The sequence below is a fragment of the Adlercreutzia sp. CNCM I-6207 genome (genome assembly GCF_977072305.1).
The window spans coordinates 61,020-86,018 of the sequence record NZ_CDRVLZ010000009.1 but is presented as its reverse complement, the minus strand read 5'-3'; the positions used below and the strand labels follow the sequence as shown (position 1 = coordinate 86,018).

19 protein-coding genes are annotated in these 24,999 nt (G+C 64.4%); 13 read left to right on the top strand and 6 right to left on the bottom strand.

Annotated features, from left to right (window positions below):
• Window positions 1–50 precede the first annotated feature (50 nt).
• Window positions 51–1,265: an acyl-CoA dehydrogenase family protein gene (locus ACW4QM_RS06270; RefSeq protein ID WP_117284790.1), complete on the bottom strand. Its 1,215-nt coding sequence runs from the start codon at window positions 1,263–1,265 to the stop codon at window positions 51–53.
• Window positions 1,266–1,417: 152 nt separating this feature from the next.
• Window positions 1,418–2,071, bottom strand: coding sequence for a TetR/AcrR family transcriptional regulator (locus tag ACW4QM_RS06265; protein WP_237974302.1), 654 nt, complete (start codon window positions 2,069–2,071; stop codon window positions 1,418–1,420).
• Window positions 2,072–2,483: 412 nt separating this feature from the next.
• On the opposite strand from ACW4QM_RS06265, the gene ACW4QM_RS06260 reads away from it, so the two are divergent.
• A complete protein-coding gene (locus ACW4QM_RS06260) occupies window positions 2,484–4,565 on the top strand; it encodes an oxidoreductase (RefSeq protein WP_114539147.1) in 2,082 nt (693 codons plus the stop codon).
• Window positions 4,566–4,683: 118 nt separating this feature from the next.
• Window positions 4,684–5,865, top strand: coding sequence for an acyl-CoA dehydrogenase family protein (locus ACW4QM_RS06255; RefSeq protein WP_114539146.1), 1,182 nt, complete (start codon window positions 4,684–4,686; stop codon window positions 5,863–5,865).
• A gap of 443 nt (window positions 5,866–6,308) precedes the next feature.
• Here ACW4QM_RS06255 and ACW4QM_RS06250 read toward each other — a convergent pair whose 3' ends face one another.
• The gene (locus ACW4QM_RS06250) at window positions 6,309–7,082 is read right to left on the bottom strand and encodes a phage tail protein (protein WP_157011513.1); all 774 of its coding nucleotides are present in this window, start codon (window positions 7,080–7,082) and stop codon (window positions 6,309–6,311) included.
• Window positions 7,083–7,451: 369 nt separating this feature from the next.
• Here ACW4QM_RS06250 and coaD point away from each other — a divergent pair, with 369 nt between their 5' ends.
• The 7 genes from coaD (at window position 7,452) to ACW4QM_RS06215 (ending at window position 15,191) form a co-directional block, all read left to right on the top strand.
• The gene (gene coaD / locus ACW4QM_RS06245) at window positions 7,452–7,946 is read left to right on the top strand and encodes a pantetheine-phosphate adenylyltransferase (RefSeq protein ID WP_237974301.1); all 495 of its coding nucleotides are present in this window, start codon (window positions 7,452–7,454) and stop codon (window positions 7,944–7,946) included.
• A gap of 282 nt (window positions 7,947–8,228) precedes the next feature.
• Window positions 8,229–8,996, top strand: a complete 768-nt coding sequence (locus tag ACW4QM_RS06240; RefSeq protein ID WP_157011517.1) for an electron transfer flavoprotein subunit beta/FixA family protein — start codon at window positions 8,229–8,231, stop codon at window positions 8,994–8,996.
• A gap of 55 nt (window positions 8,997–9,051) precedes the next feature.
• Window positions 9,052–10,014: an electron transfer flavoprotein subunit alpha/FixB family protein gene (locus tag ACW4QM_RS06235; RefSeq protein ID WP_237974300.1), complete on the top strand. Its 963-nt coding sequence runs from the start codon at window positions 9,052–9,054 to the stop codon at window positions 10,012–10,014.
• 12 nt (window positions 10,015–10,026) lie between these two features.
• Window positions 10,027–12,135, top strand: a complete 2,109-nt coding sequence (locus tag ACW4QM_RS06230) for a heterodisulfide reductase-related iron-sulfur binding cluster (protein WP_455798287.1) — start codon at window positions 10,027–10,029, stop codon at window positions 12,133–12,135.
• Window positions 12,132–13,160, top strand: a complete 1,029-nt coding sequence (locus ACW4QM_RS06225) for an NUDIX hydrolase (protein WP_237974298.1) — start codon at window positions 12,132–12,134, stop codon at window positions 13,158–13,160. Before ACW4QM_RS06230 ends, ACW4QM_RS06225 begins: the two co-directional genes overlap by 4 nt.
• Window positions 13,157–13,969, top strand: coding sequence for an MBL fold metallo-hydrolase (locus ACW4QM_RS06220; protein ID WP_237974297.1), 813 nt, complete (start codon window positions 13,157–13,159; stop codon window positions 13,967–13,969). The genes ACW4QM_RS06225 and ACW4QM_RS06220 overlap by 4 nt, the downstream gene beginning before the upstream one ends.
• 79 nt (window positions 13,970–14,048) lie before the next feature.
• Window positions 14,049–15,191, top strand: a complete 1,143-nt coding sequence (locus ACW4QM_RS06215) for an acyl-CoA dehydrogenase family protein (protein WP_237974296.1) — start codon at window positions 14,049–14,051, stop codon at window positions 15,189–15,191.
• A 207-nt stretch (window positions 15,192–15,398) separates the two neighbouring features.
• Here ACW4QM_RS06215 and fadK (ACW4QM_RS06210) read toward each other — a convergent pair whose 3' ends face one another.
• Entirely contained in the window at window positions 15,399–17,033 is a 1,635-nt protein-coding gene (gene fadK / locus ACW4QM_RS06210; RefSeq protein WP_417003795.1) for a medium-chain fatty-acid--CoA ligase, read from the bottom strand.
• Between the two features lie 164 nt (window positions 17,034–17,197).
• Entirely contained in the window at window positions 17,198–18,823 is a 1,626-nt protein-coding gene (gene fadK / locus ACW4QM_RS06205) for a medium-chain fatty-acid--CoA ligase (RefSeq protein WP_455798286.1), read from the bottom strand.
• Between the two features lie 382 nt (window positions 18,824–19,205).
• On the opposite strand from fadK (ACW4QM_RS06205), the gene ACW4QM_RS06200 reads away from it, so the two are divergent.
• The 3 genes from ACW4QM_RS06200 to ACW4QM_RS06190 all read left to right on the top strand — a co-directional run bounded on the left by ACW4QM_RS06200 (window position 19,206) and on the right by ACW4QM_RS06190 (window position 22,063).
• Window positions 19,206–20,084 (top strand): enoyl-CoA hydratase/isomerase family protein, encoded by an 879-nt coding sequence (locus ACW4QM_RS06200; protein WP_161127200.1) that lies wholly within the window; start codon window positions 19,206–19,208, stop codon window positions 20,082–20,084.
• A 243-nt stretch (window positions 20,085–20,327) separates the two neighbouring features.
• Window positions 20,328–20,960, top strand: a complete 633-nt coding sequence (locus ACW4QM_RS06195) for a flavodoxin family protein (protein WP_114539135.1) — start codon at window positions 20,328–20,330, stop codon at window positions 20,958–20,960.
• Window positions 20,961–21,214: 254 nt separating this feature from the next.
• A complete protein-coding gene (locus ACW4QM_RS06190) occupies window positions 21,215–22,063 on the top strand; it encodes an FAD-binding protein (RefSeq protein WP_455798285.1) in 849 nt (282 codons plus the stop codon).
• A gap of 105 nt (window positions 22,064–22,168) precedes the next feature.
• Here ACW4QM_RS06190 and ACW4QM_RS06185 read toward each other — a convergent pair whose 3' ends face one another.
• Entirely contained in the window at window positions 22,169–23,479 is a 1,311-nt protein-coding gene (locus tag ACW4QM_RS06185) for a CaiB/BaiF CoA transferase family protein (RefSeq protein WP_455798284.1), read from the bottom strand.
• Window positions 23,480–23,749: 270 nt separating this feature from the next.
• Here ACW4QM_RS06185 and ACW4QM_RS06180 point away from each other — a divergent pair, with 270 nt between their 5' ends.
• Window positions 23,750–24,910: an acyl-CoA dehydrogenase family protein gene (locus ACW4QM_RS06180; protein WP_455798283.1), complete on the top strand. Its 1,161-nt coding sequence runs from the start codon at window positions 23,750–23,752 to the stop codon at window positions 24,908–24,910.
• Window positions 24,911–24,999: the final 89 nt, after the last annotated feature.

The window sequence follows — 24,999 nt, the reverse complement described above, 5'->3', positions numbered from 1 at the left end:
TTTGCGTCGCAGGGCCTTGCTCGTGAAGGGGGATGGCTGCCGTTCGGTGCTTACAGGTCGGTGCCGGCGATCCAGTCGAGGGCGGGGTATTCCACGACGCCGTCGTGCCGCTCCAGCTCGCGGGCGATGGTGATGCGCTGGATGGTGGGAGAGCCCTCCTCCAGCCACAGCGCCCGGCAGTCGCGGTAGAGGCGCTCGGTGGGGCCGTAGGGGGAGTCCTCGAAGTAGCCGTCGCCGCCGAAGATCTCCAGCATCTCGTCGGAGACCTTCTTCACCGCTTCGATGGAGAACAGCTTGCACATGGCCGCCTTCTCGGCGATGTAGGGGTTGTGCGGGTCGCGGTCGTAGTCCTCGGCGAAGTCGATGATCATGCAGCGCAGGGCGTGGGTGGCCGTGGCCATGTCGGCCAGCTTCATCTTGATGGCCTGGCGCGTGTTGATGGTCTTACCGAAGGTCACGCGGTCGCGCGCCCGGGCCAGCGACATCTCCAGCATGCGCTGGCACATGCCGAGGTTCGAGTCGGCGATGTGCACGCGGGAGATGGCCAGCGAGTGCATGGCCACTTCCATGCCCTGGCCTTCCTTGCCGAGCAGGTACTTCGGCTCGAGCTTCACGTCGGTCATCTTGAAGCCGGCGTGCCCCGCGCCGCGGCAGCCCATCATATGCGGCATGTCCACGAGCTCGAAGCCCTCGGCGTCCATGGGCACGAAGAAGGCGGAGAGGCGCTCGTCGCCCTCCTTGTCCGGGTCGGTCACGGCGATGACGTAGGCGAACTGGGCCACGTCGGTGTGAGAGATGAGCCATTTCTCGCCGTTTAAGATATAGTTGCCCTCGGCGTCCTTGGTGGCCGTGGTGTGCACGTCGGCGCCGGTGCCGCCAGTCTGCTCGGTGAGCGCGAAGCAGGTGAAGATGGTCTTGTCGGCAAATTTGTCCATGTAGGCGGCCTTCAACTCGTCGCAACCGTAGTCGTCCAGGATGCGCCAGTTCAGGTCGGCGGCGTAGTGCAGGTGCATGCGCATGCCGCCCGGGCCCCGGGAGAACTCCTCCTGCACCTGCAGGATCTCCTTCTCGGTGAAGCCCCATCCGCCGTACTCCTCGGGCAGCGCGTAGCGGTACAGGTTGTTCTCGCGGGCCAGGTCGATGAACTCCTGCGGGAACTTGTTGGTGACCTCCACCTCGCGCTGCATCTCCTCGAAGGGGCCCTCCGCCAGCTCGCGGCAGGTCTTCAGGAAATCGCGGAACTCCTCGTCGGTCAACTTGCCCATAAAGCCTCCTCGTGATCGTGCGTCCGCGCCGTCGCGCGCGGGCGCGTATACCCTGGTGAACAGTTTGACAGCCCGTCTTGAGGTTCGTCCAATAGAAACCGCCCTAAAATTTCCAATGGAAAATAGGCAAAAGCTATGGAAGGGGCCTACTTCTACAAATTGCGCCGCATCTGGGCTTCCTTGATCTCGTTTTCGAGGGAGCTGTGGATGATGTTGGCGAAGGGGCCGGCCTGACCGCCGATGGACTCGACGCCGCGGGCGTCGCAGCGGCGGATGTAGTAGTAGAGGAAGGCACAGGTGTAGAACTCGGCCAGAAAGTCGATGTTGTCCTTCGGCAGGTAGCGGTTGGACAAAATGATGTCGATGTCCCGCTTCATGGCCTCAAGGTACAGCGCGTACAGGTAGTTGCGCAGCGAGTAGGGGCCGTTGTCCACGAGCGCCTGGCGGTAGAAGTTGCGGCGCCCCTCCAGCACCTCGGCGAAGCACTGGAAGAACTCGGCGTGGTCGAGCGAGCGCACGCCGGACTTCTGGGTAATATAGTAGGGGAAGCGCGAGGCGGGATCCTCCGGGTCGTCGTCGTAGAGGAGCACCGACTCGGAGAAGTGCTGCTTTAGGCACTGGCCCATGTCGTAGCGGAAGATCCAGATGATGAGGCGGTCCTTGTTCTCGAAGTGGTAGTAGAAGGTCTTGCGGTTCTTCCCCGTGCGCTCGACGATATCGCTGATGGACACCTTGCGCAGGGGCATCTCGTCGCACAGCTCCACGAAGGCGTCGGAGATGAGCAACATGGTGGAAAGCGCGTTCATGGGTTCCTCCTTCAATTCTCTTCCGTTGCGCTCATTATAGGATCTTTCGAAGAAATATGGGACAGATAAATCAAAATGTGCAATGGAAATGCCGATGACTCGGTTAGTTGCGCCTATTTAACGGGGTCAAAACGGCTACTTATGCGGCAAATGCCTATGGATGATGAAGATTTGCCTATGAAGTACTACACAGATAGATAAATCTGTCCATCGTAAAGCAAAACAATCTCCGTAGAATAAGAGTCACGAGGAGACTTCAGCTCGGTCGGCGCTTCGAAAGGCGGACAAAGCAAGTCAAATTGGGTAGAGATTTCCAAATGCGAGGATCATGAGAAGGCAACATGGTCAAAAGCTTGAAATCATACCTAATACCCTTGAAACCTGTGGGGAAGAAATTGAAAGGAGTTTAGCCGTGGCGAAGTACCAGAAACTGGTGGAGCCGTTTAAGATCGGCAATGTCGAGCTGCGCAACCGTTTCGTGATGCTGCCGATGACCATCGAGAAGGTGGACAACTACCACGTGACCGACGACTTGGTGGACTTTTACGAGCAGCGCGCAAAGGGCCATGCCGGTCTGATCGAGATCGGGTCGTGCTACGTGTGCGACTGCTTCGGCACCGAGCCGAAGTACCACACGACCACCGGCGCCTGCGGATGCTGGGACGATGAGTTCATCCCCGGCTTCCAGCGCATCGCCGAGGTGTGCCACAAGCACGGATCCAAGGTTGCCGCCCAGCTGCAGCTGTGCTACGAGTGGCGTGCCTCTGGCGACGATCCGCTTTTGTCCTACGCTCCTTCCAAGGACGTGCCCTCCGGCCCGTTCGTGGGCATGCCCGAGCGCGAGTACACCAAAGAGGAGATCGCCGAGGTCGTCAAGCAGTACGGCCAGGCCGCCCGCCGCTGCAAGGATGCCGGCATCGACATCATCGAGATCCACGCGGGCATCGGCTACATGGTGATGCGCTTCCTTTCCAAGTACTCCAACCACCGCACCGACGAGTACGGCGGATCGGCCGAGAACCGCGCCCGCTTCCTCTGCGAGATCATCGACGAGATTCACAAGACCTGCGGCGACGACATGCCGATTCTCGTGCGCATCTCCGCCGACGACCTCATGCCCGACGGCAACCGCATCGCCGACACCCTCGAGCTCATCCCGATCATCGAGGCCCACGGCGTTGACGCCTGGTCCGTGCAGGCCGGCTTCCACGAGGCGCCCCGCCCCGTGGCCAACCAGATCGTGCCCGAGGGCGAGTTCATCGACCTCGCGAAGCAGGTGAAGACCGTCACCTCCAAGCCGGTATTCCCCGGCACCCGCATCAATACGCTCGATATGTGCGAGAAGGTCGTCACCGAGGGCTACGGCGACGCGGTCGGCATGGCGCGCCAGTTCATCGCCGATCCCGACACCGCCCGCAAGGTGGAGGAGGGCCGTCCGGAGCAGGTGCGTCCCTGCATCGTGTGCTCCCGCTGCCTGGACAACATCTTCATCGGCAAGCCCTGCCAGTGCTCGGTGAACGCGAACGTGTGGGAGGGAGTGGAAGTGGGCCTGCCCCAGGACAAGCCCGCCACCGAGAAGCAGCACATCGCCGTCGTGGGCGCGGGTCCTGGCGGCCTGGAGGCGGCCCGCGTGGCGGCCGAGCGCGGGCACAAGGTGACCGTGCTTGAGAAGTCCGACAAGCTCGCCGGCCTGCTGACCATGGCCCAGGTGCTCAATGCCAACATTGAGCCTTTGGTCTCCTACTGGAACGAGGAGATGAAGCTTCATCCCAACATCGAGATCAAGCTGAACACCAAGGTCGACGTGGACACCCTGCGCGCCCTGAACCCCGACCAGGTCATCGTCTCGCCCGGCGGCGGCATCATCCCCATCGACGTGCCCGGCATCGACGGCAAGAACGTCGTGAAGTCCGAGGACATCAAGGCCATGTGCAACGGCATCGTCCCCGAGGGCAAGGGCATGATCTGGAAGGCGGCCGTGGCGGCCATCAAGGCCCAGGGCGGCACCGTCGGGTTCATGCGCATGGGCCTGAACATGAAGAGCGGCCCGACCGCCATCGTGGGCAAGCGCGTGGTGGTCGTGGGCGGTGGCTTCGCCGGCCTGGAAGTGGCCGAGGCCATGTGCGACGGCCGCGAGATCTGGGTGATCGATCCGGCCAAGAAGCTCGGCAACGGCATCGGCATCATCGACAAGAACCCCACCATCAACCTGCTCAAGAAGAAGGGCGTGCACCTGATGCCCTTGACCGAGCTCATCGAGGTGACCAAGAAGGGCGCCAAGGTGAAGAACGTCGAGACCGGCGAGGAGCAGCTCATCGAGTGCGACACCGTGCTGACCTCCCTCGGCGTGGAGCAGAACACCGACCTGTACGACGAGATCGTGAAGGTGTGGCCGCACGCGAAACTCATCGGCGACGCTACCACCCCCGACGGCAAGGTGTATCGCACCCTCGAGGCCGTCAAGGGCGGCTACCAGGCCTCCATGGCCATCTAAATCGGGCTTATCCCCGGTTGCGGGCGTCGGGTTGAAACGGCGCGGCGCCCGCTTTCTCAATTTGGTTCAAACGCGCAGGCGTTTTGAATAAAGGCAACGTTCCTTAAAGGAGGAAGAAATGGATTTCAGCTATTCCCAGCAGCAGCTCGAGATCAAGCGCGGCATCCGCGAGTGGGGCAAGAAGCACCTGACCGAGGAGGCCATCGCCGCCGGCTATAAGAACCGCGGCATCGCCCCCGAGATCGCCAAGGCGTGGGTCGACGACGGTTGGGGAATGTACGGCCTGCCCGAGGAGTACGGTGGAAAGCCCGTCGACCATCAGACCATGGCCATGATCATCGAAGAGCTGAACCACTGCGGCGGCAACATCCCCATGGCTCCCAACCTGCTCATCATGTTCGACATGGTCGAGTTCGGCACCCCCGAGCAGATCCAGTACGCCGTGGACTACTACAAGGAGAACGGCTACCCGCCGTACTGCCTGGCCATCTCCGAGCCCGAGGCCGGCTCCGCCAACCAGTACATGACGACGACGGCCACCAAGAAGGACGGCAAGATCCACATCAACGGCACCAAGACCTGGGTGACCTCCGGCGAGAACTCCGACGGCTTCATCGTGGTGTGCAAGAACGAGGATCCCTCTCCCGAGAACAAGCAGATGTCCATGTATCTCGTGCCGGCCAACGCCAAGGGCGTGACCATCGAGCCCTTGAACAAGATCGGCATGCAGATCATGCCCTTCTCCAAGGTCATCTTCGACGACGTCGTGGTTGACGAGTCGGCGCTGCTCGGCATCGAGGGCAAGGGCTTCCTGCAGCTCATGAAGAACTTCGAGTGGGAGCGCTGCGTGCTTCTGGCGGAGCTGCTCGGCGAGGCCCAGGCCGCCATGGACGACGCCTGCGCCTGGACCAACGAGCGCCAGCAGTTCGGCAAGGGCATCAAGACCTTCCAGCTCGTGCAGGAGCATATCGTCGAGATGCAGATCGAGCTCACCAACACCCGTAACTTCCTGTACCGCACCTGCTGGAAGATGGACAACGGCATCCCGGTGAACAACGACGCCGCAATGCTGAAGCGCTACGGCGCCCCGGCGCTCACCGACTGCTGCTCCCGCGCCCTGCAGCTCATGGGCGGCCTCGGCTTCACCGACGAGACCCGCGTCTCCCGCCTCATGCTCGACTGCCGCGGCTTCCAGATCGGTGGCGGCACCGTCGAGATCATGGTGCACATCTCCGGCCGCGGCATCCTCAAGGAGTACGCCAAGGCTGCCGAGGATCCGGATTACCTCTGGACCATCTAAATCGCTCCTGCGATACAACTCGGATGGAAGGGACCTGCGCATGCGGGTCCCTCTTTTTTGCTTGGAATCGACCTGGGGGAAGCGCTCCGGAAGGTGCTGCTCGCCGCCCGCTGCGCGCTTTTTCCTCCTGCGAACGCGGCAAAAGAAATAGCGAAGATGACGCACATCAGTCGGTACCGTCCCGGCATCGTTGCTGCTGAGGTGGAAGCTATTTCTTAACGGCCGCGTTCTCCGGAGGGCGCGCAGAGGTCGGCGAGCAGCACCTTCCGGAGCGCGCAGGGGGGCGGTGAGCGACGTCTCCTGGAGGCGCGCAGAGGTCGTCGATCAGCACCTTCCGGAGCGCGCGCAGAGGGCGGCGAGCAGCATCCCGAGTGCTTTGAACCAGTGAAATGAGATGCGGAAAAAGGGCACCTGTCGGTGCCCTTTAAGGTTCGTGAGGTCGATTACTGCTGGTCAGCGGAAGGGGTGGGCTTTGCCTTCTTGCGGGTGCGGCGGCCGTGGCAGGTCATGCCGATTTTGCGGATGGTGCAGGTGCGCACGTTGTGGCAGTAGGCGCAGCCTCGGCGCTTCTTCTGGGTCTCGTTGTACAGGCCGATGACGCCCCAGGTGCTCCAGCGATCCGACGGCGTGCCGTCCTCGGCGGCGGTGAGCCCCAAGCGCTTCTCGGTTTGGGTGAAGAAGGCGAGCGTCGTGTTCATGGTGAGGGGGAAGTCCTCGACGCCGGTCTCCAAGGTGCTGCCGCGGTGCAGGCCGCGCTCGTGGGCGTCGTCGGCGACGGCCTCGGCGAGCTTGTCCGCGGCCAAGGAGGCCATGGCTTCCAGGCAGGCGTCGAAGAGCAGAGCGTCCATGTCGCTTTTCACGAGGCGCTCGCGAAGGCAGGCGATCTCCTCGTCGGTGCCGATGGTGGAGACCGCCATGGCCGTGTGCTCCGCCTCGCTCATGCGCTCGTAGGCGGCGCTGCCGTAGAGCACCGCGAGCGTGCCCACGAGCTTGATGGCCGGTTCGGTGTACTTCGGCGGCAGGGTGCAGATGGCGGGGTTGAACAGCTTGTAGACCCCGCGCGGATGCAGCTCGGCGCTCATGGCGTCGGCCATGGCGCAGATGGAGTCGGCGAGCATGGGATCGTCGGAGAGCTCGGTGTCGAGGAAGGCCTCGACGACGGCGGGATCGATCCGCTCGACGGAGCAGTCGATTTCATGGATGACGTGTACTTGCATGGCCGCCTCTATTCTTCCAATGATTCAAGTGGTATCTCTTCTCTGGGACTATTCTATCAATGAATCCGATGAATTGGGATGCTATTAGACAAGTATTGGTAAGATTGATCGTATTTTAGACGAATTAATGGGACAGATTTTCGAATATGTCTATATAATGCCACAGCGGTCTTTTCTACAATGGCTCTCGAGCGGTGCGCCGGCCCTTTTTCGAATCCTGGGAGAAGAGGCGCTGCGCATCGTGTAAACTTCCAAGGAGCATCTGGCGCGCCCGCGCGTCGGAGCCGCTACCATCCGATGTCCACGCGCGTCGGAGCCAAGTCGTTCGAGCCGCCTTGCGCGGCCGCCGTTAAGAGAAAGGGAGCCGCCGTGAAACGTGCGCTTACCCCCGGCACTTTCGACCCCATCACCGCCGGACATCTCGACGTTATCAGCCGTGCCGCCCAGCTTGTCGACGAGGTCATCGTTGCCGTGGCTGTTTCTGCGAAGAAAAAGCCGCTCTTCTCCCTCGAGGAGCGAGTGGCCCTTGTGAAGGAGGTCACGTGCGATTTGCCCAACGTGCGCGTCGAGCCCTTCGACGAGCTGCTCGTCGACTTCGCCCGCCGCATGGGCGCCCAGGCCGTGGTGAAGGGGCTGCGCGCCATCACCGACTTCGAGTACGAGTTCCAGATGACGGCGCTCAACTACCAGCTGGACAAGGAGCTGGAGACGCTGTTCATCATGTCGACGCCGCAGCACATGTACCTGTCGTCTTCCATCGTGCGCGAGATCGCCTCGCTCGGCGGGGATGTGTCCCAGTTCGTGCCGCCCTGCGTGAACGAGGCCCTCGTCAAGCGCTACGCCGAGCTGCACGCGGCCCAGTAGGCCGGGTCGCTCGGCCGAGCCGCGCTCTGGCGGCCATTGGTTGCGGGCGCAAGCCGCGCCCTGAGGGACAGAACGTCCCTTATAAGGGCATAAGAACTTCCAATAACTCCCAGAAAGCCCTGATCTGTCCCATTGCGGACGATCGGGGCTTTGTCCATTTTGGGACAGATGGAAAGATGCGTCCGTATAGTGCGGACAAAAGCGGGGGAGTAGTGGTGTTGCGCCCTGGAAACCTTCCGTAAAATTACCCTTAAGAGACCGTATACGGGTGAAAGGGATGAGATGAACATCGTCGTTTGCGTGAAGCAGGTGGTGGACACCGAGGCCGTCATAGCGCTTGACGGGGCCGGAGAGGTGGAGCTAATGGGCCAGACCATGGTCATCGATCCCTACAGCGAGTTCGCCGTGGAGCGCGCTGTGCAGCTGAAAGAAGAGTTGGGTGGCACCGTTACCTTGCTGACGCTTGGCTCTCAGGATTGCCTCGCGGCCGTGCGCCACGGGCTGGCCATGGGCGCCGATGCGGCCGTGCTCATCGAGGACGAGCAGTGGACGGCCCGCGACGCCGCCCAGGCCGCGGCCCTGCTCGCCGAGGCGGCCTCCACGATGGGCGCCGACCTCGTCATGGGCGGCTGGAAGTCGGGAGATACGGCGGCGGCCCAGGTCATGGGGCGCATGGCGGCCATCATGAGGCTCCCTTTGGCGAACATGGCCACGGGTCTTTCCGTGGAAGGCGGCACTATCGTCGCGGAATGCGAGGTGGACGACGGCGTGGAGACCGCGCGGCTTCCTCTGCCCGCCGTCGTGGCCGCCCAGCAGGGACTAGCCGAGCCGCGCTACCCCTCGGTGCGCGACGTCATGCAGGCGCGGCGCCGTGGCGCCGAGGTGCGTCCCGTGGCCGACTTCGCCGCGGCGTCCAAACCGACAACGGTGACCGTCGTCTCCCGGGAGCTGAAGCCGGGCCGCTGCGGCGGCCGCATCGTCGCGGGCGAGGCGCCTGTGGCCGTGGCCGAGACGGTGCGCCTTCTGGCCGAGGAGGCGAAGGTTCTCTAGCTCGCCACTCATTCGCTTCCAACGTTCGCGCAGGATTTGAGAGAAAGGTTTTCTCATGGCTGATATGTGGGTAGGGGTCAACGGCGCCGATGAGGCGCTGCGCCAGGTAAATGCCGAGATGCTGGGGGGCGCCCGGGCGCTGGCCGACCAGGCGGCCGCTCAAGTGGTCGCCATCGTGTGGGGCGCGTCCGCCGCAGGCCACGCCAAGGCGCTCGCCTCGTGGGGTGCCGACCGCGTGGTGATTGTGGAAAGCGAGGCCGCACCGGCCCCCGAGGCCGTGGCCCGCACGCTGGCCCGGCTGGCCGCCGAGAGCGCCCCGGCCGTGGTATTGCTCGCCGACGGCGCCGAATCTCGCGTAGCGGCCCCTCTTCTGGCCGAGGCCCTGGATGCGCCGCTGTTCTCGGACGTGGTGGATATCGAGGCCGGCGACGAGGTCTTCTTCACGCGCCTGCCCTACACCGCCAAGGTGATCGAGCGCGCAACCGCAGCCGCCCCCACCGTGGTGGCCACGGTGCGCCCGAAGGCGCTCCCGGTGCCCGAGGCCGACGCCTCCCGCACCGCCGAGGTCGTCGCGGCCCCGGCTGACGCAGCCGACCTCGCCCGCATCGTGCAGTCCGTGGCCCGTGCTGCCTCCGAGCGTGTCGATCTGGCCGAGGCGGACATCGTCGTGGCCGGCGGCCGCGGCTGCAAGGGGCCTGAGGGCTTCGTGGTCATCGAGTCTCTGGCCGATGCCCTGGGGGCCGCCGTGGGTGCCTCGCGCCCGGCCGTGGACGAGGGCTGGATCGACATCCAGTACCAGGTGGGCCAGACAGGCAAGACCGTGGCGCCCTCGCTGTACATCGCCTGCGGCATTTCCGGCTCCATCCAGCACATGGCCGGCATGGGTGCCTCGAAGTGCGTCGTGGCCATCAACAAGGATCCCGAGGCGGAGATCTTCGCCGGCGCCGACTACGGCATCGTCGCGGATCTCTTCGAGGCGGTGCCGCTGCTGGAGGCGGCCGTTCGCGAGCGCAAATAGGGGAGGTGCGTCATGGGCGAGGTGCCGGCACGCGAGGTTCTGTGGAACATCACGGGCCACTGGCTGATCTACCCCTGCTTCGTCGCGGCGCTGGCCGTGGCCGTTGTCTTCTTCGTGCGGCGCTGGCGCCTGTGGAAGATCGGCGAGCCCGAGAATCGCTCCGATAGGCGCGGCGAGCGTCTGCGTGGCGCGGTGCGCGACGCCCTTCTGCAGGTGAAGGTGGCCGAGCGGCGCGGGCCCGGGCTCGTGCATGTGGTCATGTACGTCGCTATGGTCATCCTGCTTATCGCTACCGCCACCGTGGCCGCCCAGGCCGATTTGGGGCTCCCTCTCGTCCAAGGCAACTTCTACCTCTACTTTCTCTCGCTCGCCGTCGACATTGCCGGCGCCGCTTTCTGCATCGCCATGGTGGCCTGCATCGTGCGCCGCATCGCGAACCGCGCGCTTGACACCAGGCCCGGCGACATCGTCGTTTTGGGCCTGCTGCTCGCCATCGGCGTCACGGGATTCGTGCTGGAAGGCTTGCGCATCGCCGGCACCGGCGACCCTTGGGGCGCCTGGTCACCCGTGGGGAGCCTCTTCGCGGGACTGTTCGCCAGCTGGGACCAGGGGCAGATCGAGCTTGCCCATCGCGTGCTGTGGTGGTTCCATATGGCCCTCGCCTTCGGGCTCATCGCCTACTGGACCTATTCCAAGCTCGTCCACGTGCTGCTCGTGCCCGCCGGCGTCTACTGGCGCGACCTGAAACCCAAGGGCGAGCTGCCCTTCATCGACATGGAGGACGAGGGCCTGCTCTCCTTCGGCTGCGGCCGCTTGGAGGAGCTCACGTGGAAGGATCTCTTCGACACCCAGGCCTGCGTGCGCTGCAACCGCTGCCAGGATCTCTGCCCCGCCTATGCCACGGGCAAGCCCCTGAGCCCCAAGGCGTTCATCCAGGACTTGGGCGCCGAGCTGGAGCAGCGGGGGCCCATCATTTACCGCCTGCAGAAGGAGGCGGCGGCCCAGGAGCGGAACGCGGCGGATGCGGCCGAGAGCGAGAAGGCGTCGAAGGCAGTCCCCGCGTTGCCGAAGGCCGAGGCGCTCCTTGAGAACGCCGATCTCACCGACGCCGAGCGCGCTATCATCGATCGCCCGCTCGTGGGCGCGGTCATCGCCCCCGAGACCCTGTGGGCCTGCACCACCTGCGGCGCCTGCATGGAGGCGTGCCCGGCCTTCGTGGAGCACGTGCCGAAGGTGGTGAAGATGCGCACCTACCAGGTGTCCGTGGAAAGCGCCTTCCCGCCGGAGGCCCAGGCCACCTTCCGCAACCTGGAGAACAACGGCAACCCGTGGGGCTTAGGCTGGCAGACCCGGTCCAAGTGGGCCGAGGGGCTGGACGTGCCCACTATCGCCGAGGCCCCCGATGCCGAGTACCTCTACTGGCCCGGTTGCTCCGGGGCCTTCGACGCCCGCAACCGCAAGGTGTCCGCGGCCTTGGTGTCGCTGCTCGCGGAGGCGGGTGTGAGCTTCGCCATCTTGGGCAACGAGGAGAAGTGCTGCGGGGACGCGGCGCGGAGGATGGGCAACGAGTTCGTCTACTTCATGCTGGCCAGCGAGAACATCGCCACGCTTCAGGCCTACGGGGTCAAGAAGATCATCGTGCAGTGCCCCCACTGCTACCAGGCCCTGGCCCGGGACTACCCGCAGCTGGGCGGGCATTTCGAGGTGATCCACCACAGCGAGCTTTTGGCCCGGCTCGTGCGCGAGGGGCGCCTGCCCCGCGCGAGAGAGGCGCTCGGGCGCGTGTGCTTCCACGACTCGTGCTATCTGGGCCGCTATCAGGACATCTATGAGGCACCGCGCGAGGTGGTTCGTGCCGCCGGCGGAAGCGTGGCGGAGATGGAGCGCGCCCGCAAGACGAGCTTCTGCTGCGGAGCCGGCGGCGGTCGCATGTGGCTCGAGGAGAGCGCCGGTGCGCGCATCAACGAGGCGCGCTGCGCCCAGGCGCTTGACACCGACCCCGATCTCGTGGCGACTTCGTGCCCGTTCTGTCTGACCATGCTCGCCGATGGTATGGTATCGGCAGATTCCGATGTGCCCGTGAGGGACATCGCCGAGCTGTTGGCAGGAGCGGAAAAATGAGCGAGAGCGCGGGCAAGACGAGGCACGGAGCCGAGAAGACGGCGAAGGCGGTGGGCGCGACGGCTGCGGGCGCGGCGGAGGGACGGCGTGTCCAGAGCATCCGAGAGCCGCTTTCCCCCGGCGCCTACGTGGAGTACTCGGTGGACGATCAGCCTGGTGTGGTGGAACGCGCCCGGGCCTTCCTCGCAGGAGCGCCCGGCGAGTCGGTGGCCCCGCGCATGGCCGCCACGGTTATGCTGGTGAGCGAGGGCAAGCCCCATTATCGTCGTTTCGAGAGCCCGCTGGCGGGGGGAGCGCCCATCGAGGAGACCGTGGATGCGGCTCCGGTGGATGTCTTCATGCTGCGCCGCGCCTCCACCATGGCCTTCACGCCGGACGCCGTGGTGTTTCCCGGCGGCGGCATGGACGTGCGGGATGTGGAATGTGCCGTGCCCTGGGCCGGGCCTTCTCCGGAGCAGTGGGCCTGTCTCATGAGCTGTCCCGCGTCCGTGGCAAAAGGCGTCATTACGGCGGCGGCCCGGGAGGTCTTCGAGGAGAGCGGCGTGCTTCTGGCCTCTGCTCTCGGCGGAGGCGCGCCCGTCGACGAGCGCGAAGACCATTGGGCTGCCGAACGTGAAGCCGTGGCCACGCGGCGCGTCTCCTTCGGGGAATTCCTTCGCGAGCGGGGGCTCGTGCTGCGCAGTGATCTTATGCGCCTGCGCAGCCATTGGGTCACTCCCGAAAGCGAGGCACGGCGCTACGACACCTATTTCTTCCTGGCGCGGCTGCCTAAGGGGCAGCACGCCGACGGCCGCACGAGTGAGGCCGTGGAGGCGGCCTGGATCGCTCCGGGCGAGGCCCTGGCGCGCTTCGATGCGGGCCTGCTCAAGCTCGTGCCTCCCACCATTTCCAACCTCACTTCCATCGTGGCGGCGACCTCGGTGGATGAGGCGTGGAACGCTCCCTTCGACGGGCACGTGCGGCCGCATCCGGTGGCGCGACCGTGCGGCGAGGTGGTGCTCGGCTGCGAGGTGAGCGAGACATGAGCGCGCGCTTCGCACCTCCGGACAACGAGGCCATGGTCGGGGCGTTCGCCCAGTGCGTGCGGCATCCCAACGCCACGCCGCTCACCTACCACGGCACCAACAGCTGGATTCTCGCCGCCCCGGACGACGGAGCCTGCCTGGTGGTGGATCCGGGCCCCGACGACGCCGCCTGTATCGGGCGCATCGCCGAGGCCTGCGCTCGGCGCGGCCTCACCGTGGCTGCCGTGGCGGTGACCCACGACCACTTCGACCACGCCGAGTGCGCCGAGGAGGCTGGCCGGGTTTTCGGTGCGCCGGTGCTGGGTATGGCGGCGGGCACGCTGGGTTGTGGCCCTCTGGAGCTTCCCGGAGTGTCCCTGCCCATCGAGGTGGTGCCCTTGCCGGGGCATTCCAGCGACTCGGTGGGCTTCTATGTGGAAGAGGGCGCGCTCGTGGTGACGGGGGATGTGGTGTTCGCCCAGAGCCCCACGATGGTCTGCTGGCCCGACGGGCGCATGGGCGACTATCTGGCGAGTTTGGACGTGCTCGGGCGCCTGGTGGCCGAGCGCGGCGTGGAGCGCCTGCTGACGGGCCACGGGCCGGTGATCGAGAACCCCTCCGAGCGCATCGAGCAGGCGCGCCGTCACCGCCTTCAGCGGCTGCAGCAGGTGGTGTCCGCGGTTCGCAGCGGCATCCCCGCCGATGCCGAGGCCTTAGTGGAGGCTGTGTACAACGACGTGCGGCCCGAGCTGCACGACGGTGCCGTTCGCTCGGTGAACGCTCAGCTGCGCTATGCCTTCGACGAGGGCATCCTGCAGGAGAACCGCTAGCGCCGGCGGCCTCGTTCCGCCCGGCACGCGATAGAGCCGCATGCAAGCGCCCCGCGGGGCTGAAAGAGAGAGGAAACCTATGGCCATCACCTACACCGAGGAGCAGCGCGAGCTCGTGAAGCTTGTGCGCGACGTCGCCCGCAACGAGGTCATGCCGCACGTGGCCGCGGCCGACAAGGCAGGGGAGTGCCCCCGCGAGCTGTACCAGTGGGGCTTCGATTTGGGACTGCACATGGTGGAGATCCCCGAGCAGTTCGGCGGCATGGGCTTAAGCTACGAGACCTGCGCCATGATGTTCGAGGAGCTGGCCTGGGTTGACGCCGCCTACGCCGACACCTTCGTCACGAACTTCGTCGCCTTCCGCAACATCCTTCTGAACGGCACCGAGGAGCAGGCGCGCCACTTCGTGGAAAAGACCGAGAACAACGGATTCGCCGCCTTCTGCCTCACCGAGGCGAACGCTGGGTCGGACGTCGCCGCCATGCGCACCACGGCGGTGCTCGACGGCGACGAGTACGTCCTGAGCGGGACGAAGACCTTCATCACCAATGGCTCCATCTCCGACATCTACGTGGTGTTCGCCAAGACCGATCCGGAAGCCGGCGCCCACGGCATCACGGGCTTCCTCATCGACGGCGACACCCCGGGCCTTGCTGCCGGCGCCAAGGAGCACAAGATGGGCTTCCGCCTGTCGGACACCACGGAGGTCGTTCTCGAGAACGTGCGCGTACCGAGAAGCGCCGTCATCGGGGAAGTCGGATGCGGCATGTCCATCGCGCTGAACGCGCTGAACCTCTCCCGGGCCTTCATCTCGACGCTTGCCGTGGGCATCATGCAGCGGGCGCTCGACGAGGCCGTGGCCTACGCCAAGCAGCGCAAGCAGTTCGGGCGGCGCCTCATCGACTTCGAGATGGTGCAGGCTATGCTGGCCGACATGGCCATCAAGACCGAGGCGGCGCGCGTCCTCGTGAACAACTGCATGCGCCAGATGGACGCCGGCGAGATGGTGCGCAAGGACGGCGCCATCGTGAAGACCTTCGTCACCGACGCCATGCAGGAGGTGGTGAGCAACGCCGTGCAGGTGCTCGGCGGCTACGGCTATTCCGAGGAGTATCCCGTTGAGAAGCTCATGCGCGACGCCAAGATCTTCCAGATCTTCGAGGGATCGAACCAGATCCAGCGCATGACCATCGCCAAGGAGCTCGACCGGGAGTACCGATAAGTTAAAAGAAGTCTCTAGCAAAAAGCCCGAGCGCGATCAGCGGTGCTCGGGCTTTTTGCTGCTTGTCCGGCTGCCGCTGGGAGGTATACCTCCATGCTCAAACAGTCCTCGCTCGGCGAAAGTGCCCACTGGGCACTTTCGTTCGCTGCGGAACTGCGCGTGGAGGCACACCTCCCATCGGCAGCCTACTCGAACAAAAAGAAAGGCTTACTCCGCCTCCATGCGCTCCTTCAAGATTTGCGCGAGGATGAAGCGCTTCACCTTGCCGGTGGCGGTGACGGGGATCTCGTCGATGATCTCGATGCGCTCGGGCCACAGGCGCTTGGCCACGTGGCGCTCTCTCAGGTAGGCGATGAGCCCGTCCTGGGTAGGAGGCGCGGCGGGGTCGCTCGGCACGACGAAGGTGCAGATGCGCTCGCCGAGGCGCGTATCCGGCATGCCGATGGTGGCCGAGCTGGCCAACCCCGGCGCGCCGATGAGGTCGTCGTCGATCTCCCGGGCCGAGATGTTCTCGCCGCCGCGGATGATGACCTCCTTCTTGCGCCCGTTGATGCGGATGCGCCCTTCCTCGTCCATGTAGCACAGGTCGCCGCTGTAAAACCAGCCCTCATCGGAAAGCGCGCGGTCGGTGCGGTCGCGCTCGTTCAGGTAACCCACGAACATGTGGGGCCCGCGGGAGATCTCCTCGCCCTGGGCGCCCCGGGGCACCTCGTTGCCCATCTCGTCGATGACCTTGACCTCGATGCCCGCGAAGGGGACGCCCGACCAGGCGCCGTTCCACTCGGCGCACTTCTCCGGGGGCACGAACACGTGCGGGCAGCTCTCGGTGGAGCCGTAGATCTCGCAGAGCAGCACCCCGTAGCGGGCCGCGCGCTCGATGAGGGCCGGGGGCAGGGGCGCCCCGCCGCAGCAGAACAGCCGCAGGGTGTCGAAGGCCAGGCCGTCCTCAGCGTCCAGCACGTTCAGCATGTCGTAGATGAACGGCGTGGCCGACATGGACCAGGTGACGCCCTCGGCGTTCATGAGCTCGATGGCCTCGCGCGGTCGGAAGTCCTGCTGCAGCACCGCCCGCCCGCCGAGCAGAAGCGGCGAGATGAGCCCGTGGAAGAAGCCGGTGGCGTGGTTCAAGGGCGAGGGCATGAACATGACGTCGCCCTGGGTGCGCCCCAACTCTCTCGTGAAGACGCGCTCGGAGAACAGGATGTTGTTGTGGGTGAGCATGGACTGCTTCGGCTTGCCCGTGGTGCCCGAGGTGGGCAGGATGCAGGCCACGGAATCGGCGGACACCGGAACGGGCTCGCGCAGCGGCTCGAAGCGCTCGTAGATGTCGTCGAAGGTGGGCAGCTCCGAGTGGCTCGGCGCCTGCTTGTCCAGCACGGCGATGGCGGCGAGCGTCGGCACGGCGCCGCGCACGGAGAGGATCTGCGCCTCGTAGTCGGTGTTGTGGGAGAAGGTGGGGGAGAGGTAGGCTCGGGAGCCGACGAGGTTCATGGCGTATTCCAGATCCACGTCGTTGTAGTTGCGCGGCACCGGATGCACCACGCCACCGACTTTCAGCACGGCCACATAGACGATGGTAAACTCGGCCCAGGTGGGGAACTGCAGGGTGACGACGTCGCCGGCTTTTATACCCTCGGCGATAAGCCATGCGGCCACACGCCCGGCTTTGTCGTCTACTTCTCCATAGGTGAGGCGGCTTCCCGTGTCGTCGCAGACGTACTCGCGATCGGGGTGCGCGACGGCTGCGCGCTGCCAGATGTCGGCGATGGTGTCGTGCGTCCAATACCCCTTGGCGTACCAACGTTCTCTCAGCGTCTCGTTGATCTTCAGGTCGTCGATCATGTCAGCCCCTTCTGCTCTCTGATCGGCCGCTATCAATCCCCGGGCGGCCCGAACCTTATGGCTACCATCATACAAACGATGGAGCCGAAACGGTCATAGTAAGAAAAAGGGCATTCATAGGAATGCCCTATCGGTATCGTGTCAGCTTGTCGTTCCCGCCGTCCCTAGGCCATGCGAGCCGCGAGCTCGTCGGTGAGGACGTTGCGGCGCACCTTGCCCATGAGGGTCTTGGGGATCTCCTCGATGATCTCGATGCGCTCGGGCCACAGGCGCTTGGGCACGCCCTCGCCTTCCAGGTAGGCCGTGACCGACTCCAGGGTCGGCACTGTATCTCCCAAAGGCGCCACGAAGGTGCAGATGCGCTCGCCCAGGCGGTCGTCGGGCATGCCGATGGTGGCCGACTCGCCCACGCCCGGGCAGCCCACCAGATTGTCGTCGATCTCGCGGGCCGACAGGTTCTCGCCGCCGCGGATGATGATCTCCTTGCGCCGGCCGTTGATGCGGATGCGCCCCTGTTCGTCCATGTAGCCCAAGTCGCCCGAGAACCACCAGCCGTCGTCGGTGAGCGCGCGGTCGGTGCGCTCCGGCTCGTTCAGATAGCCGACGAACTGGTGCGGGCCACGGGAGATGTGCTCGCCCTGGACGCCCGGGGCCACATCGTTTCCCTGCTCGTCGATGTAGCGCACCTCGATGCCGGGGAAGGGGATGCCGGACCAGTCGCCGTTCCACTCCACGCACTTGCTCGGCGGCACGAAGACGTGCGGGCAGCTCTCCGTAGAGCCGAAGATCTCGCAGAGCAGGATGCCGTGGTTGTGGGCGCGCTCGATGAGCGCCCCGGGCACCGGCGCGCCGCCGCAGGAGTGCAGCACGTAGGTGGGCAGCGATTCGTCAGGGTGGGCATCCAGGTACTTCACGATGTCGTAGATGAACGGGGTGGAGCACATGGACCAGGTGGCGCCCTCGGCGTTGATGAGGTCGACGGCGTCCTTCACGGCGAAGTCCTGCATGAGCACGGAGCGGCCGCCGAGCAGCATCGGCGCGATGAGGCCGTGGAAGAAGCCGACGGCGTGGTTCAGGGGCGCGGGCATCCACATGACGTCGTCGGAGGTGCGCTCGAGGCCCTCGACGAAGACGCGCTCGGAGAACAGGATGTTGTTGTGGGTGAGCATGACCTCCTTGGGCTTGCCCGTGGTGCCGGAGGTGGAGAGCAGGCACGCCACCTGGTCGGATTCGACGGGCACCTTCTCGGCCAAGGGCTCGGTGGTCTTGACGATCTCGGCCACGGTGGGCAGATCCGAGTGCTTGGGGGCCTTCTTGTCGACGAGCGCGATGACCTTGAGCGTGGGGATGTCGCCGGCGATATCGAGGATCTGCTGCTCGTAATCGACGCCGTGGAAGGAGGTGGGCCCGATGTAGGCGCGGCTCTCCACCAGGTTCATGGCGTAGGTGAGGTCGGCCCCGTTGAAGTTGCGGGCGAGCGACTGGATGACGGCGCCGGCCTTGAAGCAGGCCACGTACGCGATGGTGAACTCGGCCCAGTTGGGAAACTGCAGGGTGACCACATCGCCCGGCTCGATGCCCGCATCCACGAGCCACGCCGCCAGGCGGGCCGCCGCGTCGTCCACCTCGCCGTAGGTCATGCGACAGCCCTGGTCGTCGGCGACGTACTCTTCGCCGGCGTGCGCCCGCGCCTGGCGCTCCCAGACGTCACGGATGGTTTCGCGCGTCCAGTACCCCTTCTCGTAATACTCTTTCTTCTTCTCCTCGTTGATCTTGAGATCGGTGATCATAGGCCTTCCTTTCTAAAGAACCTAAAACCCTTTTGCCACGGAAGCGCCCGGCCGCCCGCTGGCGGCACCCCGGTAATCGAGTGCTTCCGTCGATACCCAGAAGAAATTCATGCTTTCAGCATACAAAGGTATTTCTCGGACAGGAAGCCAGAATTGAGAAAAGATAATCGGAATAATTGATGATTCAATAGGTCTAAGCGATGCGAAATTGATTGCAGACCAACAATGTTGAGAAATTGGGTAATAAAAGAAACAATATTTAAATTTTGTCCGTGGAAAACTGCCATTCCATCCTTAAGAATCAGAAGCAAGTCAGGCGGAACAAAATTCCAATGGGCTAAAAAGTAAAACTTGAGTAATTAAGTGCGAAAGGGGTTCATCCATGAGTGTCTACCAGGAGGCCTACCATCTGCCCGAGTTCACCTACGACTACGAGAAGCTGAAGATCGAGCAGCGCGGCTCGGTCTACATCTGCTCCTTCAACGACGCGGACAACCTGAACGCCATGTCCTACGCCCAGATGGCCGAGTTCAACGACTTCCTCATCAAGGTGCGCATGGACAAGGACTGCCGCGTCATCGTGCTGACCGGCGAGGGCCGCTCCTTCTGCGCCGGCTTCAACCTGAACGACCTCGCCCTCGATCCGCCCGAGGACATGGGCCGCATCCAGCGCGACTTCTACATCATGCAGCGCATGTGCTCCGACCAGATCATCAACATGCGCCGCTGCGAGCAGCCCATCATCGGCGCCCTGAAGGGCTTTGCCGTGGGCGGTGGCCTGTCCATCTCCTGCGCCTGCGACATGCGCGTGCTCGGCGAGTCCTACAAGATGAACGCCGGCTACCTGTCCATCGGCTACACCGGCACCGACATGGGCGGCTCCTTCTTCCTCCCGAAGATCGTCGGCTATGCCCGCGCCTGCGAGATCCTCATGAACCCGGCCCGCTTCGACGCCCAGAAGCTTTACGAGTGGGGCTTCGCCAACCGCGTGGTGGCCGACGACGACGTGCTGGAGACCGCCGTGGCCATGGCCGAGGAGATGTGCCGCGAGACCGCGCCCTTCGGTCTGCGCCTCACCAAGGAGGCCCTGCAGTGCTCGCTGGACGGCACCAGCTTCGAGAACTGCATCAAGATGGAGAACCGCAACCAGGTGCTGGCCTCCAACACTAACGACGGCATCATGGGCACGCTGAAGATGAATCCGAAGAACCGCGCCGACGTGAAGGAAAACCCGGAGAAGTACGCCTTCCACAATATGTAAGAGAGGGTCGGCAAAACCGAACCTGCTATCTGGAGCCCCGCAGCCCACAAGGCCGGGGCTCCCTTTTCTCTTTCTAGGTAGAAAATCGCCGCGGGGGAGCCGCGCGGTGCCTTGATTCGCTCAGACAGTCCTCGCTTGGTGAAACAGGACATTTAGTCCTGTTTCAGTCGCTGCGGAACTCGCTCGGTCAAGGCACCCCGCGTCTCCTCTCGAATCGAACGTTGTTGAGACGAGGAGGACGCTATGAAAGTGCTGGGAATCAATGGGAGCCATCGGGCCGGGAAGGGGACGGCGGCGCTTCTGCAGGCGGCCCTCGACGGGGCGGCCGAGCAGGCATCGGCGCTGGAGGTGCCGGTAAGCTGCGAGCTGGTGGAGCTCTCGAAGCTCGATATCGGGTTCTGCGTCGGCTGCAACCGCTGCCTCGCCCAGACGAGCTGCACGCTCGAAGACGACATGAACGATCTCTACGAGAAGCTACGGGACGCCGACGTGGTTCTGCTCGCCTCGCCGGACTACTTCGGCACGGTGAGCGCCCGGATGAAGAACTTCATGGACCGCACGCGCCCCTTCCATATGGTGGAGAACGTGCTGACCGGCAAGGTGGGCGGCGCCATGTCCACGGCCGGGCTCAACAACTGCGGGGGAGAGGGAACGCTCGCTGCTCTGGACAGCTGGTTCGCCACTCAGGGAATGCTCTCCGTGCACCCGCGCACCGCGGGCGCGCCCTTGTCCGGCGGCGTGGTGGCCACGGGCTTCGCGGGGCTCGACGAGACCGGGCAGCCCCGCTGGCGCTCGGTGAAGGCCGACGAGATCGGGTTCGCCCTGGCCCGGCAGCTGGGGCGCGAGGCCGCGTGCCTGGCCGTGCGGCTGGCATAGCATTCCTTCACTCGGCGAGAGCTGACAAAACGGTGGTCAAATTGACGGAATGACGACAGGGTTTCAAACTTCTTACATCGCTCGCGCATAGAGATTGCAGCACCTTGTTGACTTGCTGTTGCTCCCGCACGGCGCGCTAAAGTCTACTTGTCCGGTAATCGTTCGAGCCACTTGGACGATCCAGCAACTCGGAAGGATGGTTCTTCAAGCGACTCCCGGTTCCTTTTCGGTAGTGCGTTAGAAGGAGGCTTATCATGACGCGCGCGTCTGACTTTGTTCCGCTCAATGGCATCTCTCGTCGAGCCTTCTGCAAAGGGGCGGCCGTGCTCGGCATTTGGGGAGGACTCGCCAGCTTCGGCCTGGCCGGCTGCGCCCCCCGCACCCGCGCCGAGCGGCTCGCGAGCTCCGCTCCCTGGAAGGCGGGCACCTACACGGCAGAGGTGACGGGCCGCAACGCCCCCTACGCCATGACGGTCACGTTCACCGACGACGCCATCGGCTGCACCAATATCAAGCCCTGCGCCCAGGGCGAGGGCATGGCGCTTGCCCTGGGCGCAGGCGCCGAGCGCGACGTGCTGTGCAAGAACATCTTCGCCCAGCCCGACGGCACCTACTGGATCGTCGTGAACACCCTGCGCTACCCCGATCCCGACGAGCCGGACGCCAACGGCGCCACCATCAACAACATGCTGGCTCTGGGCCACATCGTCGCTGGCGATACCGTGGAGGCCCTGGCCGGCGAGATGGGCGTGGACGCCGCGAACCTGCAGGCTTCCATCGACGCCTACAACGCCGTGGTGGAAGGCGGCACCGACGAGTTCGGCTTCGTGGCCGACAACACCGCCGATGCGGCCATGACCGAGGGCCCCTGGTACGCCTGCCGCAAGGTGCCCACCGTGCACCACACCATGGGCGGCATCCGCGTGAATGTGGAATCCGAGGCCTGCAACGCCGACGGCGAGCCGATTCCCGGCTTGTACGCCGCAGGCGAGTGCACTGGCGGCATCCACGGCGAGAACCGCCTGGGCGGCAACGCCATCGCCGACTGCATGACCTTCGGCCGCAACGCCGGCACCAACGCCGCAAAGTACGCCCTGGCCTAGTCGCGCTATAACAGCCTCCTTCCCCCGAGCGGGAATAGAAAGAAGGAGCCCCTCGCGATGAGGGGCTCCTTCTCGAGATAGGAAGCGTGTTTGGCGGGGGAGGGCCTACCAGTTGCAGGGGGCCTCGCCCTTCTCCTGGCGCTCGGACTTGAAGATCACATCCGGCACCTCCTCGCCGTGGTAGCACTTCACGGCGCCCTTCTCCTCCAGCTCGGCGATCTGCTCGGGCGTGTAGCCGTAGTGCTCCAGGTACTCGGCGGTGTGGTAGCCGATGGGCTTGGAGAGGATGATCGGCGGGTCGCCGTAGCCGCCGAAGCGGATGGGCGTGGTGGGCAGCGCGTGCTCGCCGAAGGCGTTGTACTTCACCTTGCGGATGGCGTCGTTGACGTAGGCCTCGTCGTCCTTCAGGATGTCGGTGAAGCGGAAGACCTTCTGGCTCGGCACGTCCCACTCGGCCAGGATCTTGAGCCACTCCTCCAGGTCCTTCTTCGAGAAGCCCTCGTCCAGGATGGTGATGAGCTCCGGCTGCAGGTGGTTCGCCTTCACGTTTTCGATGGTCGCGTAGCGCGGATCGTCCACCAAGTCGTCGCGGCCGATGACCTTCATCATGTCGTTGTAGTAGCGGTTGTGCTGCGGCTGGCAGATGTAGAGCCACTTGTCGTCCGCCGTCTTGTAGGTGTTGTTGAAGGGGTTGGGCACGTCGGTGCGGGACTTCGGGTAGTCGGCGCCGAACTGCTGCGCGCAAAGGCCGATGGAGCCGCCCCAGATGGCGGAGTGGTACAGATTCACGACCACCTTGTCGCCCTGGCCGGTGCGCAGCTTGTTCACGAGCGCGCCGAGAAGGCCGGCGGCCATCATGATGGCGGTGTTGTAGTCGCCGAAGGCCTGCGGGGGAATGGCGGGGGAGGTGTCCTTCTCGGGGAAGGTGCCGGCCACGCCGCCGCGGGCGGCCCAGCACACGGCATCGTAGCCGGGGGCATGGGCGAACTCGCCGAACTCGCCGTAACCGCGCATCTGGCCCCAGATCAGCCCCGGGAACTCCTCGTGCAGGGTCTCGTAGTCGAGCCCGAGCTTCTTCAGGGCGGCGGTGCGCATGTTGTTCATGAAGATGTCGGCCTCGCCGATCATCTTCTTCGCGATGGCCAGGCCCTCGGGATCCTTCAGGTTGAGCGACACCCAGTTCTTGTTGGTGTTGTTCAAATCGATGGTGGGATCTTCCGTATCGGTCAGCTCGCAGCCGAAGCCGGGGCCCTGGGTGCGCTGGGTATCGCCGGCGAAGGACTCGATCTTGATGACCTCGGCGCCCATCTCGGACAGGACGCGGACGGTGGCCGGGGCGGCCACGTAGGTGCACATCTCGACGACCTTGATGCCGGCGAGCGGGCCGTAACCGTTGAGCTTCTCGGTGACTGTCATCGGAGCATCTCTCCTTTCATGCAAGTGGTTGGTCGGGCGGTTCGTTTGTTTGCATCCCTATCATCGCAGGGGAAAGAACCCCTATCTACGGACAAAATAGAATATGTGTGTAAAATAGACTCGAAATTGAGTAGAAAATACCACTAGATGGAAAAGTTATCCCTATGCAAACAGGACAACAAAGGTATTCTGTTTCAACAAATCAAAGGAGTGGTGTGCTAGGGTCATCGTGTAGAATGCACACTATAGTAAAGAGAAGGGAGCCATAAGGTGGACTTCACGCTGACCGACGGGCAGAAGAAGCTCGTCAGCGCCTTCCGTACGTTCGGGGCCGACACCTTCACGCCGGAGCGCGTGGCCAAGTGGTGCCGCGACCAGGGTCTGCCCGATACGGTGATGAAGGAGTTCGTCGATCTGTACTACGAGACCGCCGAGCCGGACATCGCGCCCGATCTGGCCCACAGTCTGCTCTCGCAGGTGTTCATCGTGGAGGAACTCTCCCGCTGCGCCGGCACGACGCTGCCGTTCCAGAACGACTTGTTCAACCTGCAGATCATGAGCGGGTTCGCCGGGGCCGCCGAGGCCGCCTCCATCGCCGAGGACTATCGCGCCGACGGCCGCCTCATGTTCGCCCTGGCCATTTCCGAGCCCGACGGCGGATCCGACACCATGGCCATGAAGACCTCGTGCCAGACCGTGGACGGCCGACTGCTTCTTAACGGGCGCAAGTCCTACGTGAACAACGGCGAGTACGCCCCCTATATATTGGTGGCCGCCATCGACAAAGACGCGGGGGATACGGGCCGCTACCCGTCGCTGTCCTTCTGGCTCGTGCCGCGCAGCGTGCCCGGCATCAACGCCGTACCCATCAGCAAGATCGGCCAGTCCATGCTGCCCTTCGCGCTCATCTCCTTCGACGATGTGGAGCTGTCCCCGGAGTGGCGTCTCGATGCGAGCGAGGGAGGGTTCCAGCAGCTGTTCCATCTGCTGGAATACGGGCGCGTGCTTCTGTGCGCCTCCAGCTTGGGCATGGCCCAGGCGGCCATGGACGACGCGGTGGCCCACGCGCGCTCCCGCAAGGCTTTCGGCGTGCAGGTGGGGCGCTTCCAGCAGATAGAGACCCTTCTCACCGATATGGAAGTGCGCCTGCGCAACATGCACTCCATGGTGTACCGCGCGGCCTGGTCCATCGATGCCGCCGACGAGACCGAGCGGCTCGACGTGGCCCTCATGAAGCGCTACGTGCCCGAGGCCTCGGTGCAGGTGGCCTCGGACGCCATGCAGATTCTGGGGGGCCTCGGCTACACCGAGGGCTCGCGCGTGAGCCGCATCTGGGAGGACTGCCGCGGCAATCAGATCGCCGAGGGAACGGACCAGGTGATGGTGTACATCGCCGCGCCCTTGATAATGGAGCACTATAGGTCTTTCTAGAAGCGGCTGTGAGCATTCTTATTAAGTGAACGATCACAAGAAACTGGGGGAAATATTCTCCCAGTTTCTTCTATTTGTGAAACCTATCA

What these genes read in the sequence shown, in the direction of transcription:
- ACW4QM_RS06270 (WP_117284790.1), bottom strand. Translation starts at nt 1,265, where the DNA reads ATGGGCAAGTTGACCGACGAGGAGTTCCGCGATTTCCTGAAGACCTGC.
- ACW4QM_RS06265 (WP_237974302.1), bottom strand. Translation starts at nt 2,071, where the DNA reads ATGAACGCGCTTTCCACCATGTTGCTCATCTCCGACGCCTTCGTGGAG.
- ACW4QM_RS06255 (WP_114539146.1), top strand. Translation starts at nt 4,684, where the DNA reads ATGGATTTCAGCTATTCCCAGCAGCAGCTCGAGATCAAGCGCGGCATC.
- ACW4QM_RS06250 (WP_157011513.1), bottom strand. Translation starts at nt 7,082, where the DNA reads ATGCAAGTACACGTCATCCATGAAATCGACTGCTCCGTCGAGCGGATC.
- ACW4QM_RS06240 (WP_157011517.1), top strand. Translation starts at nt 8,229, where the DNA reads ATGAACATCGTCGTTTGCGTGAAGCAGGTGGTGGACACCGAGGCCGTC.
- ACW4QM_RS06235 (WP_237974300.1), top strand. Translation starts at nt 9,052, where the DNA reads ATGGCTGATATGTGGGTAGGGGTCAACGGCGCCGATGAGGCGCTGCGC.
- ACW4QM_RS06230 (WP_455798287.1), top strand. Translation starts at nt 10,027, where the DNA reads ATGGGCGAGGTGCCGGCACGCGAGGTTCTGTGGAACATCACGGGCCAC.
- ACW4QM_RS06225 (WP_237974298.1), top strand. Translation starts at nt 12,132, where the DNA reads ATGAGCGAGAGCGCGGGCAAGACGAGGCACGGAGCCGAGAAGACGGCG.
- ACW4QM_RS06220 (WP_237974297.1), top strand. Translation starts at nt 13,157, where the DNA reads ATGAGCGCGCGCTTCGCACCTCCGGACAACGAGGCCATGGTCGGGGCG.
- ACW4QM_RS06215 (WP_237974296.1), top strand. Translation starts at nt 14,049, where the DNA reads ATGGCCATCACCTACACCGAGGAGCAGCGCGAGCTCGTGAAGCTTGTG.
- fadK (WP_417003795.1), bottom strand. Translation starts at nt 17,033, where the DNA reads ATGATCGACGACCTGAAGATCAACGAGACGCTGAGAGAACGTTGGTAC.
- fadK (WP_455798286.1), bottom strand. Translation starts at nt 18,823, where the DNA reads ATGATCACCGATCTCAAGATCAACGAGGAGAAGAAGAAAGAGTATTAC.
- ACW4QM_RS06200 (WP_161127200.1), top strand. Translation starts at nt 19,206, where the DNA reads ATGAGTGTCTACCAGGAGGCCTACCATCTGCCCGAGTTCACCTACGAC.
- ACW4QM_RS06195 (WP_114539135.1), top strand. Translation starts at nt 20,328, where the DNA reads ATGAAAGTGCTGGGAATCAATGGGAGCCATCGGGCCGGGAAGGGGACG.
- ACW4QM_RS06190 (WP_455798285.1), top strand. Translation starts at nt 21,215, where the DNA reads ATGACGCGCGCGTCTGACTTTGTTCCGCTCAATGGCATCTCTCGTCGA.
- ACW4QM_RS06185 (WP_455798284.1), bottom strand. Translation starts at nt 23,479, where the DNA reads ATGACAGTCACCGAGAAGCTCAACGGTTACGGCCCGCTCGCCGGCATC.